The sequence below is a fragment of the Nannocystis sp. genome (assembly GCF_016714285.1).
Lineage (GTDB): Bacteria > Myxococcota_A > Polyangia > Nannocystales > Nannocystaceae > Nannocystis.
On record NZ_JADJNN010000004.1, the window covers coordinates 566315 to 582455 of the forward strand.

Annotated in this window: 8 protein-coding genes and 1 pseudogene; 3 read left to right on the forward strand and 6 right to left on the reverse strand. The window is 72.3% G+C overall.

All coding sequences use genetic code 11. The features are described from left to right. Positions 1-6: 6 nt before the first annotated feature. From IPJ59_RS13325 to IPJ59_RS13340, 4 genes and pseudogenes are all read right to left on the reverse strand, one after another. A pseudogene (locus IPJ59_RS13325) lies at positions 7-3077 on the reverse strand (efflux RND transporter permease subunit). Then, complete coding sequence (locus IPJ59_RS13330) at positions 3074-4126, reverse strand: efflux RND transporter periplasmic adaptor subunit (RefSeq protein ID WP_293271932.1); 1053 nt, start codon at positions 4124-4126, stop codon at positions 3074-3076. Before IPJ59_RS13330 ends, IPJ59_RS13325 begins: the two are co-directional and overlap by 4 nt. Continuing rightward, a complete protein-coding gene (locus IPJ59_RS13335) occupies positions 4110-5354 on the reverse strand; it encodes a saccharopine dehydrogenase family protein (protein ID WP_293271933.1) in 1245 nt (414 codons plus the stop codon). Before IPJ59_RS13335 ends, IPJ59_RS13330 begins: the two co-directional genes overlap by 17 nt. A 101-nt stretch (positions 5355-5455) precedes the next feature. Next, entirely contained in the window at positions 5456-9145 is a 3690-nt protein-coding gene (locus IPJ59_RS13340) for a chromosome segregation protein SMC (RefSeq protein WP_293271934.1), read from the reverse strand. Positions 9146-9353: 208 nt separating this feature from the next. Here IPJ59_RS13340 and ftsY point away from each other — a divergent pair, with 208 nt between their 5' ends. From ftsY to IPJ59_RS13355, 3 genes are all read left to right on the forward strand, one after another. Beyond that, positions 9354-10586, forward strand: a complete 1233-nt coding sequence (gene ftsY / locus IPJ59_RS13345; RefSeq protein WP_293271935.1) for a signal recognition particle-docking protein FtsY — start codon at positions 9354-9356, stop codon at positions 10584-10586. Positions 10587-11171: 585 nt separating this feature from the next. After that, positions 11172-12176 carry an outer membrane beta-barrel domain-containing protein gene (locus IPJ59_RS13350; RefSeq protein WP_293260379.1) on the forward strand — a complete coding sequence of 335 codons (1005 nt, stop codon included), beginning with the start codon at positions 11172-11174 and terminating at the stop codon, positions 12174-12176. A 62-nt stretch (positions 12177-12238) separates the two neighbouring features. Continuing rightward, entirely contained in the window at positions 12239-13171 is a 933-nt protein-coding gene (locus tag IPJ59_RS13355) for a porin family protein (protein ID WP_293271937.1), read from the forward strand. 104 nt (positions 13172-13275) lie between these two features. Here IPJ59_RS13355 and IPJ59_RS13360 read toward each other — a convergent pair whose 3' ends face one another. Next, entirely contained in the window at positions 13276-13725 is a 450-nt protein-coding gene (locus IPJ59_RS13360) for a hypothetical protein (protein WP_293260373.1), read from the reverse strand. A 185-nt stretch (positions 13726-13910) separates the two neighbouring features. Beyond that, the coding region (locus tag IPJ59_RS13365) for a sigma 54-interacting transcriptional regulator (protein WP_293271938.1) at positions 13911-16141 on the reverse strand (2231 nt) is incomplete at its 5' end.

Here is a 16141-nt window from a genome sequence, read left to right on the forward strand (position 1 = left end):
CGCTCCTCACGCCTTCGCCTCCCGGCCGGCGAAGAACGGATACAGCGCCGGCAAGATCAGCAACGTCAGCAGCGTCGAGGTCACCAGCCCGCCGACCACCACCGTCGCCAGCGGCCGCTGCACCTCGGCCCCCGTGCCGGTCGCCAGCATCATCGGCACGAAGCCCAGCGCCGCCACCATCGCCGTCATCAGCACCGGCCGCATCCGCGAGTGCGCCGCCGCGATCGCGGCCTCGCGGGCCGGCATCCCCTCCGCGCGCAGCGTCGTGATCTGGGACAGCAGCACCACCCCGTTGAGCACCGCGATCCCGCTGAGGGCGATGAAGCCGATCGCGGCCGACAGCGAGAGGGGGAGCGCGCGCATGGTCAGCGCCAGGATGCCACCCACGCACGCGAAGGGCACGTGCGTGAAGATCAGCAGCGCCGGCCGCAGGCGCCCGAACGCCAGCAAGAGCACCCCCAGGATCGCCACCACCACCGCCGGGATCACCCACGCCAGCCGGGCCCGCGCCTCCGCCAGCGACTCGTACTGCCCGCCCCACACCATCCGCACCCCTCGCGGCGCCGGCACCTCGGCCGCCAGCGCCGTCTTCAGCCCCTCGACCACCTCGCCGAGCGCCGCCCCCCGCACGTTGAAGCCGACCTGATCCTTCGCTGCGCATCGTCATGGTTCACCAGGCTCGCCGCCGGCCCGCGCACGATGTCCGCCAGGTGCTCGAGGTCGATCAGCGCCCCGTCCGGCGCCGGCACCCGCACGTCCTCGAGCAGCGCCGCCGCCGGCGTCTCCCCCAGGCGCACCCGGATCGGCAGGCGCAGCGACCCCTCATACGTGTAGCCCGCGACGATCCCCGTGCGCAGGGCCTGGATCACCCGCAGCACCTCGCGCGCCGTCATCCCGTGGGTCGCCGCGTCCAGCATCCGCGGGTGCAGCTCGGCCAGCGCCGCGTCCGGCGGCGCCATGATCCGCACGTCCACCGCCCCCGCCTGCCGCTCGATCACCGCCGCCGCCGCCTCCGCCAGCCCGCGCAGCTCGTGCAGGTCCTCGCCGAAGATGCTGAGCGACACGTCCGTCACCGACCCGCCGAGCAGCTCATTGAAGCGCATCTGGATCGGCTGCGTGAACACCATCGCCTCCGCCGGCGCCTTCTCTGCCAGCAGCGCCCCGATCTCCGCCACCAGCTCGTCGCGCCCCAGCCCCGGCCGCCACTGCGCGTGCGGGGCCAGCTCGACGAACACGTCCGCCTGCTCGATCCCCATGATGTCGGTCGCCACCGCGGGTGAGCCGATCCGCGAGACCACCGCCCGCACCTCGGGGATCCCCGCCAGCAGCACCCGCTCGAGCGCCGTGGCCTCCTGCGCCGCCGACTCGAGCGAGATATTGGGCGCCCGCTCGGTCTGGATCACCAGATCCCCCTCGTCGAGCTGAGGCACGAACGCCGCACCAATCCCGGCGAACATCAGCCCGCCGCCGACCAGCGCCGCCACGGCCAGCACCGCCACCGCCGCCGGGAACCGCGTCGCCGCCCGCAGCGTCGGCGCATACAACTTCTCCGCCGCCCGCACCAGCAGGGGCTCGCGCGCCGGGATGTCGCGGCTGCGCAGCAGCATCGCCGCCGCCGCCGGCACGAAGGTCAGCGCCAGCACCAGCGAGCCGAGCAGCGCCATGATCACCGCCGCCGCCATCGGCCGGAACATCTTCCCGTCGACCCCGGTCAGCGTCACGATCGGCACGTACACCAGCAGGATCACCAGCACCGAGAAGAACACCGGCCGGGCCACCTGCCGCGTCAGCGTCGCGATCCGCTCCGGCCCCAGCGCGCTCGCCCCGAGCGCCCCGCAGAACACCGCCTCCACCATCACCACCGCCCCGTCGACCAGCAGCCCGAAGTCGATCGCACCCAGGCTCATCAGGTTGCCGGGGATGTCCAGCAGCGCCATCCCGGCCAGCGCGAACACCATCGACAGCGGGATCACCAGCGCCACCAACAGCCCCGCGCGCAGGCTCCCGAGCAGCGCGAACAGCACCGCGATCACCAGCACCCCGCCCTCGAGCAGGTTCTTCACCACCGTCGTCAGCGTCGCGTGGACCAGCTTCGAGCGGTCGTACACGACCTCGACCTGCACGTCCTCCGGCAGCGCCGCGCGCACGTCCGCCATCCGCTCGTGCACCCGCTGCATCACCTGCAGCGCGTTGTCTCCGCGCAGCATCTGGACCATCGCGTACACCGTCTCGCCGGCCCCGTTCGCCGTCGCCGCGCCGATCCGCGGCGTCGCGCCCCAGCGCAGCGTGGCCACGTCCGCCAGCCGCAGCGCCGGCGCGCCCGCCCGCGCCGGCCGCACCAGCGCCCCGCCCAGCGCCCACGGCGTCGTCGGCCGGGCCACCCCGCGCAGCAGCACCTGCTCCGGCCCGTCCGCCAGGCTCGAGCCCGCCGCCGTCCCCGTCGCCGCCATCACGGCCGCCTCGAGCTCGCCGAGGCTCACCCCGAAGCGGGCCATCGCCGCCGGCTGGCCGACGACATCCAGCGTGCGCCGCTCGCCGCCCCAGGTGTTGACCTCGACGACCCCCGCCACGCTGCGCAGCAGCGGCACCACCCGCAGCTCGACCAGCTCGAGCAGCTCCGCCGGTGTCCGCTGCGGCGAGCCCACGGTGAAGTGAAAGATCTCGCCGAGCCCACCGGTTAACGGTCCCAGCTCCGGCGCCTCCACCCCCTCCGGCAGACGATCGCCGACCAGCGCCAGCCGCTCCTGCACCATCTGCCGCGCCAGCCACGGATCGACCTCGTCGGCGAACACCGCCGTGATCGCCGAGATCCCGTAGCGCGAGATGCTGCGCTGCTTGTTCATCCCCGGGATCCCGCCGAGCCCGAGCTCGATCGGCCGCGTCACCAGCCGCTCCACCTCCTCCGGCGTCAGCCCCTGCGCCCGCGTCAACACCAGCACCTGGTTGGTCGTCACGTCCGGCAGCGCGTCGAAGCGCAGGCGCGTGCACACGAACGCGGCCAGCAGCGCCGCGATCGCGGTCAACACCAGCACCAGCCGCCGCCGCGCCACCGACCACACCACGATCGCTTCGATCACCCGCCGCCCTCCTGCGAGCGCGCCACGGCGCGGGCATCCTCGGCCACCCGCATCCCCGCGCGCAGCCCCTCGCCGTCGCTCGCCCGCACCAGCGCCGACGCCCCCGACGAGATCAGCAGCGTCACCGGCACCTGCGTCACCGCCCCATCCTGTTGGCGATACACCACCAGCCCGCTCGCCGCGTGCCCGATCGCCGCGCTCGGCACCTGCACGATCGCCGGGTCGTCGCTCACGCACTCGACCGCCCCGCGCAGCCCCGCGAACGCCACCCGATCGTCCGCCACCGAAAACCACAGCACCGTCGCCCCGTCGTCCGCCTCGACCACCCGCCCCACCGGCGTCGGGTTCAGCGGCCACACCGCCCCGTCGACCGCCACGAAGCGCATCGCGCAGCCCGCCGGCGGCGCGTGCAGGAACCTCGCCTCGACCCGCGGCGGCCCCTCGCCGACGATCACCGCCACCGGCGCTCCTTGCCCCTCCACCACCTCGCCGAGCTGCCCCCCGAGCTCGCGCAGCACCCCGTCGATCGGGCTGCGCAGGCTCAGCGGCGGCGAGCGCAGCTGGTGCTTCGCGCGCGCCGGATCGACCCCCGCCGCGCGCAGCGTGGCCGCGGCCGTCCACGCCTGCTGCTCGGTCTCCGCCGCCTTCGACGCCACATCGAACACCGCCGACTCGGACACCAGCCCCTCGTCTCGCAGCCCGCGCAGCTTGTCGCGACGGGCCGCCTGCACCTCGCCGCGCAGCAGCGCCCCGCGGTAGCTCGCCGCCGCCGCCACCACCTCCGGCATGATCACGTCGACCACCGGGTCGCCCTTGCGCACCCGGTCCCCCGCCTGCGCGTGGAAGCGGACGATCTGCGCCCGGAACAGCGGCCGGATCACCGCCTGGTGCGCCCCCGGCAGCACCACCCGCGCCGTCGCCTGCAGCAGCGCGACGTCCTGCGGCGCCGTCACCAGCACCCACGCGCTCGCCGAGCTCGCCGCGGCCCGCCGCTCGACCTGTCCCTGCGGACAGCTCTCCGCCGCCGGCCGCTCACAGCCCGCGCTCACGACCCCGAGGCCCACGACCAAGCTCCGCCAGCGCATACCCCCCGAATAACAGCGCTCGCCCCGGCTCACCTGAGACTTCCCTGAGAAGCCTCTCAGTCCCGACCACCCGCGCATGCCCCCCGCGACGACGCCCCACGTGCGGAGCCCCCGCGCTACGCCTGCCCCCCGCCCGCACGCCCCCGATCTCCAGCGAGAACCCCGGCAGCCCGCGCACCAGCCCCGCCCCGAACGCCGACGACGGCGTCTGATAGCCCGCCTCCGCCCCGTCCGTGAGCAGCCGCTGCACGCACGCCAGGGCCGTGATCACCGTCGTCTTGTAGCCCTCCGGCGTGCGCAGTCGGCCCTCCACCGTGCGCCCGTCGGCCGCCGTCGCCTGGCCCCACAGCTCCGCGTGGGCCGACTCGCGCACCTGCTCGCTCGGCCCGTGCACCGCCCGCCCGACGATCGCCTGCAGCAGCCTGATCACCGTCGGTCGGCGCAGCAGCGGCGCCAGCAGGCCGAGCACCTTCAGCCCGCGCAGCTGCCCCGGCGGCATCGCCATCGACACCGTGATGTCGCCGATCCCCGTCGAGTGATACGCCGTCGACACGTCGCCCCAGCCGATCGCCACCACCGTCCGCGGCTTGCCCGAGAACTCGATCGTCCGCTGCAGCGAGCCCGCCGCGATCGTCTCGATCTTCCCGCCGCGGCGGACCTGGACCCCGCGACCGATGTGCTCGAGCATCGTCTTCAGCGTCCCGCGGCTCATCGAGCCCAGCGCCTGGAACGCCATCTCCAGCCTCACCGCCCCCGGCAGCGCCTCCGCCAGCGCGCGCGCCAGGCAATCCGACGGCACCACGTCGAAGCCCACCCCCGGCAGCACCACCACCCCGCGCGCCCGCGCCTCCGCGTCGCGCGCCTTGCAGGCCTCGAACACCGCGATCTCACCGGTGATGTCGAGGTAATGCGCCCGGCTGCGCAGGCACGCCGTCAGCATCGGCTCGCTGGTCGCCGAGAACGGCCCCGCCGTATGCAGCACCAGCGCCGCGCCCTCGATCGCCGCCGCCGCCCGCTCCGCATCCTCGAGCCCGAACACTCGGTGCTCGAGCCCCAGCTTGCCCGCGAGCGCCTCGATCGCCGCCTTGTTGCGCCCCGCGAGGATCGGCCGCAGCCCCTGCTCCGCCGCCGCCGTAGCGATCAGCGCACCCGTGTAACCATTCGCGCCGTACAGCAGCCAGGGCTTCGTCATGCGCCCTCGTGTAACCCAGCTCGCCCACCCGCGCCAGCCATCAAGCCACCGCCCTCTCGACCGCCCGGGGCACGTTCACGCCCGCGCCGCTGCGCCAGCCGTCACGCCACCGCCATCTCGACCGCGCGGCGGATGTTCACGCTCACCAGCTTCGACACGCCCTTCACCTCCATCGTCACCCCGTAGAGCCGGTCCGCGATCTCCATCGTCCGCTTGTTGTGGGTGATGATGATGAACTGCGTGTGCTCCGCCATCTCCGCGACCATCGCCCCGAAGCGGCCCACGTTGGCCTCGTCGAGCGGCGCGTCGACCTCGTCGAGCAGACAGAACGGGCTCGGCTTGATCAGGAAGATCGCGAAGATCAGCGACACCGCCGTCAGCGCCTTCTCGCCGCCCGACAGCAGCTCGAGGCTGCGGACCTGCTTGCCCGGCGGCTGGGCAACGATCTCGACCCCGGTCCCGAGCATGTCCGACGGATCTGTCAGCTTGAGCTCCGCCTTGCCGCCGCTGAACAGGCGCGGGAACACCTGCTGGAACATGTCGTTGACCTGCTTAAACGTCTCGACGAAGCGCTCGCGCGTCGTCTTGTTGATCTTGTCGATCGCCTCCTGCAGCTGGGCGATCGCCGTCTCGAGGTCGTCCCGCTGGGTCGTCAAGTAGTTGACCCGCCCCGACACCTCCTCGAACTCCTCGATCGCCGTCAGGTTCACCTCGCCCATGCGGGCCAGCACCCGCTTGAGCTCCTTCTGCCGCTCCACCTCCTCCGGGCCCGCCATCGGCCGGTCGTGGTGGTCGGCCAGCACCAGCGCCAGGTCGGCGTCCTGGCGCTCGCGGATGTCGTCCGTCAGGTGCGTCCGCTCGAGCTGCAGCTCCTTCAAGCCGAGCTCCACCTCCGCGAGCTGCTCGCGCTGCACGTCGAAGCTGCCCCGCAGGTTGCGGACCGCCAGGTCGACCTCGCTCTGGGCCACCCGCGCCGCCTCGTGCGCCTCGCGGGCCGCCTGCAGCAGCTCGCCCGCCGCCCGGTGCTCGATCATCAGCGTCGCCCGCAGCTCGCCCGCAGCCTCCGCCTCCGCCTGCAGCACCAGCGCCCGCGCCTCGCCGGCCTCGAAGCTCTCGGTCAGCCGCGTCAGCCGCTCGCGCTCGCCGGCCACCTGCCGCTCGAGCCGCGCCCGCGCCTGGGCCAGCGCGTCGCGCTGCTGCTGGAACCGGGCCAGGGCGATCCTCGCCTCCGTCAACATCTCGGCGACCCGCGCCTGCTGCTCGCGCAGCGTCTCGATGCGGCCCTCCGCCTCGCGGCACTCCTGCTCCAGCGCCGGCAGCCGCGCCCGCGCCTCGCCGAGCTCCTCACCGAGCCGGTGCCCGTCCTCGCGACGGCTGCCCAGGCTCTGCGCCAGCCGCTCGCGCTCGCGGTTCGCCTGCTCGACCCGCTGCCCCAGCCGCACGATCTCCGACTGCAGGCGGCTCACCTCCTGCGCCCGCGTCAGCTTCATCTTCTCCGCCTCGAGCAGCGCCGCCTCGCTGTGCTCGCGCTCGTGCTCGAGCGCCGACTGCCGCTCGACCAGCCCGTGGTGAACCCCACGCGCCTGCTCGAGCTCCGCCGCGCCCGCCTCGATCTGCGCGTGCAGCTCGCGGATCTCCCGCTTCTGCTGCAGCAGCGCCGCGTCGAGTCCCTTCGCCGACCCGCCGACCACCACCCCGGAAGCCTCGACCCGGTCGCCCTCGAGCGTCACCATCGGCCCGGCATGGCCCTGCTCCCACAGCGCCAGCGCCTGGTCGAGCGTCTCGACCACCAGGGTGTCGGCCAGCAGCGCCTGCGCCAGCGCCAGGTACTCCGCCGGCACCTCGATCAGATCCAGCAGCCGCCCGAGCACCCCCCCCGCCGGCGGGGCACCCAGCGCCGAGCGCTCGGCCAGCGAGATCGCCAGCCCGCCGCCTGTCCCTTGCGACATGTCCTCCGCGACCGGTCCCGAAGCACCTGTCCCCAAAGCCAGCCCCGTCCCCAGCCCGCTCGCCAACCCGGAAGCCAATTGCGGAGCCCGGGCCGCGCGCGGCAGGAAGCTGGTCCGCCCCTCCTGCTTCTGCTTCAGCAGCGCCACCCCGCTGGCCCCGCCCTGCGGCGCGGCCACCAGCACCCCCTGCAATCGATCGCCGAGCACCGACGACAGCGCCGCCTCGAGCCGCGCCGGCGCGCTCAGCTGATCCGCGAGGATCCCCAGCACCCCGAGCTGCTCGCGGTGCTGCATGATCAGCTGCACCCCGCTCGCGCAACCTCGGTAGCGCGCCTGGATCTCCTCGAGCGACTGGGCCCGCGAGCGCAGCTTCTGCAGCTCGCCGCGGGCCGCGTCGAGGGCCGCCTCCGACGCCCGCACCCGCTGCTTGAGCTCCGTCTTCTCGCGATCGATCACCCCGCGCCGCTGGCCGAGCTCGGTCACCCGCTCGGCCGCCACGTCGCGCGCCGCCAGCCCGACCTCGAGATCACTCTGGTCGCGCTCGGCCTGGATCTGCTGCAGCTCGATCTCCGCCGCCAGCCCCTGCAGCCGCTGCTCGAGCTCCACGAGCCCCTCCGCCCGCGCCCCCAGCTGCGCCGCCACGCTGGCCTCGCGCGACTGCAGGCGCGACAGCTCGCCCCGCCGCCGCTCGTGCTCCGAGCTCTCACCGCGCAGCCGCGCGACCAGCGAGTCGTGCTCCTCCTGCAGCCGCTCCGCCGCGTCCGCGTGCCCCTCGTCCCCGCCCGCCAGCACGTCCTCGTGCTGCGCCTGCACCTGCGCGAGCTCCTGCTCCAGCGCCTCCAGACTGCGCGTCAGCACCCCCGCCTCCGCCCGCGCCTGCGTCGCGCTCACCCGCAGCTGCTCCTGCTCGCGCCGACGGTACTGCTCCTCCGTCTCGGCCAGGCGCACCCGGTTCTCGAGGTCGAACACCTGCTGCTGGCGCTCGCCCAGCTCCTGCTCCGCCTGCGTCGCCGCCAGCCGGGCCGCCTCGCCGCGGGCCTCCTGCGCCGCCAGGGCCCCGCGCAGCGCCAGGGCCTGCTCGCTGAGGTCGACCCGCCGCGCCTCGAGCACCCGCGCCGCCATCGTCAGCTCGAGGTAGCGGTGGCTCGCCATCCACAGATCGAGCCCGCGCAGCTCGCTGCGGTACCGCTTGTAGCGCTCGGCCTTCTGGGCCTGGCGCCGCAGGTTGCCGAGCCGCCCCTCGAGCTCGCCGAGCACGTCGCGCACCCGCAGCAGGTTCTGCTGGGTCTGCCCGATCTTCACCTCGGCGGCCTGCTTCTGCGCCTTGAAGCGGGTGATGCCGGCCGCCTCGTCGATGATGTAGCGGCGCTCCTCCGGCTTGCTGCTGACGATGCGACCGACCTGGCCCTGCTCGATGATCGAGTAGCCGCGGGTGCCCGCGCCGGTCCCCGTCATCAGCTCCTGCACGTCGCGCAGGCGGCAGTTCACCTTGTTGATCAGGTACTCGCTGGTCCCGTCGCGCAGCAGCCGGCGCGTCACCGCGATCTCTGCGTAGTTGAGGTACGCCAGCGGCACGTTGCCCGCGTTCTCGAAGGTCAGCGTCACCTCGGCCGCGTTGCCCGGCCCGCGCACGCTGCAGCCGGCGAAGATCACGTCGGCCATCCCGCTGCCGCGCAGGTGCTTGGCCCGCTGCTCGCCCAGACACCAGCGCATCGCGTCGACGATGTTCGACTTGCCGCAGCCGTTCGGCCCGATCACCGCCGTCACGTGGTCGTCGATGTGCACCACTTCGCGGTCGGCGAAGGACTTGAAGCCGCTGAGCTCGATCTTCTTGATCCGCATCGCTAAACGCCCACCGGATAGCACCTGCCGCGGGTTTGGAGAATGCCCCCGAAGCCACCGCGAGATCTGCCCCAAAGGCCCCACCGATCGGCCACTCCGGCGACTTATCCACAGCGACCCGAGGCCCGCCGCGCCCCCCATCCCGGAGATCGCCCGAGATCTCGCGTGCCCCCCGGGCGCCGCGTGTGCTACGAGGAGGGCCGCGACGATGTCCCTCGAACTGCTCGTCATCCTGGTGACCCTCGGCGTGCTCCTGCTCGCCGGCGGGGCCGTCGTCCTCTACCGCCGCACTCGCCCCGCCCTGCCCGCCCCCCCCGTCGCCAAGGAGCTCCCCGAGGCAAACGAGCGGCCCCGCGAACGGCCCGCGCGCCCGATCGCATCAACGACCCCCGCCAGCGAGTCCAGCGTCCCGCTCCCGCAGGACAAGCCCGCCCTGCCCGCCGCGAGCCCGGTCGACGCCGCCCGCCTCGCCGAGCGCCGCCGCTACGAGCACGGCCTGGCCCGCACCCGCGGCGGCTTCGTCGCCCGCCTCGCCAGCCTGTTCCGCGGCAAGCCCCGCGTCAGCAGCCAGCTCAAGGAGGAGATCGAGGAGGTCCTGTTCACCGCCGACATCGGCGCCAAGACGGCCCAGAAGCTGCTCGACCAGGTCACCGCCCTGCTCGACCGCAGCCAGGTCGCCGACGCCGAGCAGGTCTGGGCCGTCATCCGCCGCGAGGCCCGGGAGATCCTCCACCAACCCGCGGCCCCCCTCGACTACTCGCCCAACCCCGGCCCTTACGTCCTCCTCATGATCGGCGTCAACGGCGTCGGCAAGACGACCACCCTCGGCAAGCTCGCCGCCCTCCACGAGGCCGCCGGTCGCAAGGTCCTGCTGGTCGCCGGCGACACCTTCCGCGCCGCCGCCGGCGAGCAGCTGGAGATCTGGTCGCGCCGGGTCGGCTGCGCCATCCACCAGGGCAAGGACAACGCCGACCCCTCCGCCGTGATCTTCGAGGGCATCCTCCGCGGCCACCGCGAGGGCTTCGACGTCGTCCTCTGCGACACCGCCGGCCGGCTCCACACCAAGAAGGAGCTGATGGACGAGCTGCAGAAGATCCGCCGCGCCTGCGCCAAGGCCCTCGCCAAGGCCCACGGCCGCCCCGAGTCGGAGATCCGCGGCCCCCACGACACCTTCCTCGTCCTCGACGCCACCATCGGCCAGAACGCCCTCGCCCAGGCCACCCTCTTCAAGGAGACGATGGACTTCAGCGGCCTGGTCCTGACCAAGCTCGACGGCACCGCCAAGGGCGGCGTGGTCCTCGGCGTGGTCGACGAGCTGCGCATCCCGGTCCGCTTCATCGGCATCGGCGAGGCCGTCGCCGACCTCCGCCCCTTCGACGCCGACGCCTTCTGCGACGCACTCTTCGCAAGCGATGGCGCCACCGACAACCCAGCCGCCTGATAGCGAGGAACAGCGCACTCGCCACGCCCGGTCTGCCAGCCGCCGGACCGCTGACCCGATCGCTGGCCCATCGCTGGCCTTCGGGACAGGTCGCAAGGGCCAGGTGCAGATCGGCCACACACGGGGTTTTCCGGCCATAAACCGCATTATGCACGCAGTTTCGCCCGCCCCCCGCAGCCGTGTACACGCACCCCGCCGCGTCACCGCGATCGCATCCCCCACGCCGCAGGAGATCGCCGCCGCAGGACCGCCGCCAGGACAGCGTCCCTTCCCCCTCACGACCCGCTCCCCCGCGTGATGCCTCCCCGCGAGCACACGGCCACGAGCCGCTCGAAGCGCCCCCAAGCACCCCCAGACCCGCGATCCATGCGTGTTTTTGCTCCACCGCAAAGTTGTTGGCGAGTGCCGCTTGTCCTGTTGTTACCTAGTGGTTCGCTGTGATACCGTCCGACACCGCTACCGCCTGATGTCCTGCAAGGGACCGACGAACGGTACGTGCCTCGCCCCAGCGCGGGGGCTCCTGAAGCTCTCCCTCCCCCTAGCTACCCCAGAGCGACTCCAGTGCCCGTAGACCTTGAGGTGAGCATGCGACGATTCTTGACCGGCTCGGCTGTACTGTTCGCTACAGCCTGGGCAATCCCTGCCTCTGCACATGCCGCCCCGGCGGCTCCCCCAGCTCCAACCAAGCCAGCGGGCGAGGACGAAGACATCGTCCTGGACGAGGCCGAAGGCGATACGCCGGCCAAGCCCGCGGCGGGCGACAAGCCGGCAGCGGGCGGTGACGCCGGCGCCGCTGCGTCCGGAGGCGACCTCTTCGCCGACGAAAAGCCGAAGGGCGGCGAGCCCCCTCCCGGCGAAGGTGGCAAGGTCAGCAAGGACAGCGAACTCAACCAGCTGAAGGCCGACAAGGCGTTCATCACGGTGGTCCAGCGCCAGCGCTTCCTCAAGAAGAAGCGCTTCGAGTTCAGCCCGAACGTCGGCATCTCGGTCAACGACCCCTTCGTCCGCCACATCGCCATCGGCGCCGAGCTCAACTACTGGATCACCAACCGCCTCGCGGTCGGCCTCACCGGTACCGGCTTCATCGGCAACAAGACCTCCCGCTACAACAACATCCGCTTCCAGGAGGGCGTGCTCCTCACCGCCAACAAGGTGTTGTGGCAGGCGAGCCTGAACGTCCTCTACAACCCCTTCTACGGCAAGATCGCGGTGTTCAACCGGGCCCTGCTGCACTGGGAGTCGTTCATCCAGGCCGGCGGCGGCGCCGTCCAGACCCAGGTGATCCCGCGCTACGAGGCGCTCCACGAGCCCTTCCGCACCGTCACCGGCCAGGGCAACTTCGCGCTCGGCGCCCGCTTCTACGGCCCGAAGACCGACTGGATCTCGGTCAACTTCGGCGTCCGCACCTGGATCTATCAGGACAAGCTCGAGCCCGTGGGCCGCGGCCCCGGCCCCGTGTCGATGGCCAACCTCGACGACAAGGACGTTGCGAAGAGCAACGCCGAGAAGAAGCTCGCCTTCAACGTCGTGTTCTTCCTCGGCGTTAGCTTCTACTTCCCCACCTCCTTCCAGTACACCACCCGCCGGTGAGAGCCCTCGACATGCATAGGATTCGAACGCTCACTGTTTTGGCGGCCACCCTCGCCGCTGTCATGCTGCTCCCGGACACCGCTCAGGCCAAGCGCAAGAGCCCGCTCGAGGGCAAGCCGGTGGTGGTCCGCAAGCTCGAGCTGCGTAAGCTCCGCGTCGGCATCACCCCCTTCGTCGGCATGAGCATCTCGCAGCCCTTCGTCCACAAGGGCTACGTCGGCGGCAAGCTGCACTTCGATTTCACCGACTGGATCGGGATCAGGGGCATGTTTGCGATGGGCATCATCAACAAGGATGCCAAGCTGCTTCGCGGCCTCAACGCCGAGGGCGGCCTGCCGGTCGGCATCGACCCGATGACGCCTGGGAACAACACCCTCGCGCCGGTCCGCAGCCCGAACGACTTCAACAACCCCGCGCCGCTGCAGCAGGACTTCAAGGCCGGCCTCACCCGCAACCAGTTCCTGGCCTCGCTCGACGTGGTGTTCACGCCCTTCAGCGGCAAGCTGGGCCTGTTCTCGGGCATCTTCACCGAGTACGACCTCTACCTGTTCGGCGGCCTCGGCCTGTCCAACTGGCAGAAGCACTACAAGGATTCGAAGAGCACCACCGAAGCGCTCGGCAACCTGAACGTCACTGACGCCTCCAAGAAGGACGGCACCTACTGCCGCACCTCGGGAGACCCGACCAGCGAGGTCAACCGCGAGTGCTTCCTGCACCCGGTCAAGGCCGACACCGGCATCAAGGTGGGCCCGAGCTTCGGCGGCGGCATCCACATCTTCCTCGCCGACTTCGCCGCCATCAACGTCGATGTCCAGGACATCATGTCCCTGAACAACATCGCCGGCCTCAACAGCACCACCACCGAGGTTCCGCCCACGGTCGACAAGAGCGACCGCAACTGGAACCACAACGTGATGATGTCCCTCGGCGTGACCTTCTACTTCCCGCCGAAGGCCAAGCGCTCCGAGCTGAAGACCGGCGCCAAGAAGAAGTAGTCGCCCCGCCTTCGTTGGGCCCCCAGGGCCACACCCGCCGGCACCCGCCGGCGTTCGCGTTTGTCAGCCCCGCCATCGCCGCACCCGCCGGCGTTCGCCGTCGGTCAGCCCTGGCAGCCGCTGAAGAACTGCGTGGTCACCACGCTCTGGTCGTCCGTGTCGATGCTGGCGGTGAAGAACGAGTGCACGCTCATCGCACCGTACGCCCCCGGCTCCTCCGACCACAGCTCGAGGCAGTTCTTCGTCAGGTCGACCTCGATGCCCTCGAAGCGGAAGCTGCCGTCGGCCTCGGCGTCGACGAAGGCACCGGGCTCGCGGTAAGCGTCGAGCAGGTACACCACCGTCCCCGGCTCCGGGTCGTGGACGCCGAGTTGCCCGTCGATGTCGACCCGCTGCACCGGCGCGAGCTTGAGGCTCGGCGGCGGCACCGGCACCGAGATCCCGTGCCGCTCGATCTGCGGACCATCGTCGAAGTTGCCGATCGGGTGGTCGTTGCAACCTGTCCCAAGGGCCATGTACAGCGCAGCGAGACTGGCAGCGGCGAGGCGAGGCATGATGGAGCTTTCGGTACGCACGGACCGTGGCGTCGTTCTGGCGGGGCACCCCAGTCTAAGCAAAATTCAGACCGGGAAATTACCCAGCGAGTCCGTCTCCCCACCGCGAGCCTCGACAACCGCGGTGGCGTGCACCTGGGGTGATCGCCAACACGGTTGGCGCCCACGAGCCCCGAGCCGTGGCCTCAGACCTCCTCCTCCTCCGTCAGCGGCCCGCCCTCGGCCAGGCGCCGCAGCTTCTTCTGCAAGCCGAAGCGCGACAGCCCGAGCACCGTCGCTGCCCGCGTCTGGTTGCCCTGCGCCGCCGCCATCGCCCGCTCGATCAACTCACGCTCGAGACGCTCGAGCCGCGGCCGCAGGCGCAGGTCGTCGGGGTCGCTCCCCCCACCCGCCCTCGTCTCGACGATCGCCGGCGACAGGTCGGCCAACTCCACCCTGGCCTCGACCAGCGCGACCCACCGCTGCACCTCGTTCTCGAGCTCGCGGATGTTGCCCGGCCAGGCGTAACGCGCCAGCGCCCGCATCGCCGCCGCGCTGACCGTCAGGCGCCGCTGCTTGTCGAAGCGCGCCAGGAAGTGCTCGACCAGCGGCGTCAGATCGTCGGGCCGACTGCGAAGCGGCGGCAGGTCGATCTTCACCACGCGGATGCGATAGAGGAGGTCCTTGCGAAACTGCCCGGCCGCGACCATCGCCTCGAGGTCGCGGTTGCTCGCCGCGATCACCCGCACCTCGATCTTCCGCGTCGCCGTGTCGCCCACGCGCCGCAGCTCGCCCTCCTGCAGCACGCGCAGCAGCTTGGTCTGCATGCCCGGGCTCATCTCGCCGATCTCGTCGAGGAAGATCGTGCCCCCGTCGGCGGCCTCGAACAGCCCTGGCGTGGCCCGATGCGCCCCGGTGAACGCCCCCTTCGCGTGCCCGAACAGCACGCTCTCGAGCAGCGACTCGGGGATCGCCCCACAATTCTCGGCCACGAAGGGCCGACCCTTGCGCGCCCCCGCGTCGTGGATCGCCCGCGCCACCAGCTCCTTCCCGGTCCCGCTCTCGCCGTAGATCACCACCGACACGTCGCTGTCGGCCAGGCGATCGATCAACCGGAACACGGCCTGCATCGCCGCCGTCCCGCCGACCATGCCGCGGTAGCTGCGACGCTCCGGCGTGCGCGCGGCCTCTCGCAGCCCCCGCACCTCGAGCTCGCGCTCCTCGAGCAAGCGCGCCAGCTCCCGCCCCTGCGCCGCGAGAGCCTCGGCCTGCGCCCGCTGCTCCGCCAGCGTCCGCGCGTGGGCGATCGCCAGCGCCGCCAGCTCCGCGAACTCCTCCACCAGCACCAGATCCGCCTCGCCCCAGGCCCCGCGGCGCAGCCGATGATCGACGTACACCGCCCCGATCGCCTCCCCGCGGTGCAGCAGCGGCACGGCCAGCACGCTGCGCAGGTTCAGGTGGCTGATCGATCGCGACCCGTCGAAGCGGTCGTCGGCCACCGCGTCGACGCTCAGCACCGGCGCCCCTTGTTCGAGCACACGCTCGATGATCGAGCGCGAGAAGGCCACCCCGGCGCTGCCCGCCAGCTCGCGCGCCACCTCGAGGCGCTCGCTGCCCACCACCACGACCACCGCTCCGCGCTCCGCGTCGCACAGGTCCATCACCGCGTCGACGACCTGCGCCAGCAGCCGCCGCAGGTCGTCCTCACGGGCGAGGCGGCGGTAGATCCGGATCAATCGCTCGTGCCGCTCGCTCCCCCGCGGCGCCTCGGCTGGCGCTTCGGACATGTCCCCAAGGACATCCGCCAACCCCGCCAGCGGCTCGCCGCCACGCGCCGACTCCCCCGCAACCGCGTCATCCTGCGCCTCGGCCATGTCTCGCTCCTGCCGGGCCCCGGGCCCTGCGTCTGCAATGTCCTCGCTCCGCCCCACCCCACCACGCCCGCCAGCCCGCAGCGCGCCACCCTCCACGTCACTCGCCTCACCCCGCCTCGCCCCGCTCACCGCACCGCGCCCGCGCTCGCCGGCCTCTGCGTACAGCGCGGCCCGCACCGCCGCGCGCTCGAGCGGCGGGACCTTGCCCATGAGCGCGTCCCAGCTGCCCTGCATGCGCAACCCGAGCGCGCCGCGGCGACGGTCGCCCGCGGGCACGACCGCCGCGAGCACCTGGTCGTAGCGCCACGCCAGCTCGAGCCGCCCCGCGGCCACCAGCGCCTCGGGACCCGGCAACCGGGCCAACGCGGCGCTGGCCGCCGCGAAGCTCTCACGCCCGCCAGCGACGGCCGCCAGCGCCAGCGCCTCGAGCCCCAACCCCAGCGCTTGCTCAACATCCTCCGCCCCGGCCGCGAGCGTCTGCGCCGCCGCCAGGTGCCGCGCCGCCACATCGAGCCGACCCGCCCGCCGCGCCAGCCCGCACGCGCGCAGCCCCGCCTCGACCG

Bases quoted from the DNA above. Each gene is read 5' to 3' on its own strand.
- IPJ59_RS13335 (WP_293271933.1), bottom strand. From the start codon at position 5,354: ATGACGAAGCCCTGGCTGCTGTACGGCGCGAATGGTTACACGGGTGCG.
- IPJ59_RS13340 (WP_293271934.1), bottom strand. From the start codon at position 9,145: ATGCGGATCAAGAAGATCGAGCTCAGCGGCTTCAAGTCCTTCGCCGAC.
- ftsY (WP_293271935.1), top strand. From the start codon at position 9,354: ATGTCCCTCGAACTGCTCGTCATCCTGGTGACCCTCGGCGTGCTCCTG.
- IPJ59_RS13350 (WP_293260379.1), top strand. From the start codon at position 11,172: ATGCGACGATTCTTGACCGGCTCGGCTGTACTGTTCGCTACAGCCTGG.
- IPJ59_RS13355 (WP_293271937.1), top strand. From the start codon at position 12,239: ATGCTGCTCCCGGACACCGCTCAGGCCAAGCGCAAGAGCCCGCTCGAG.
- IPJ59_RS13360 (WP_293260373.1), bottom strand. From the start codon at position 13,725: ATGCCTCGCCTCGCCGCTGCCAGTCTCGCTGCGCTGTACATGGCCCTT.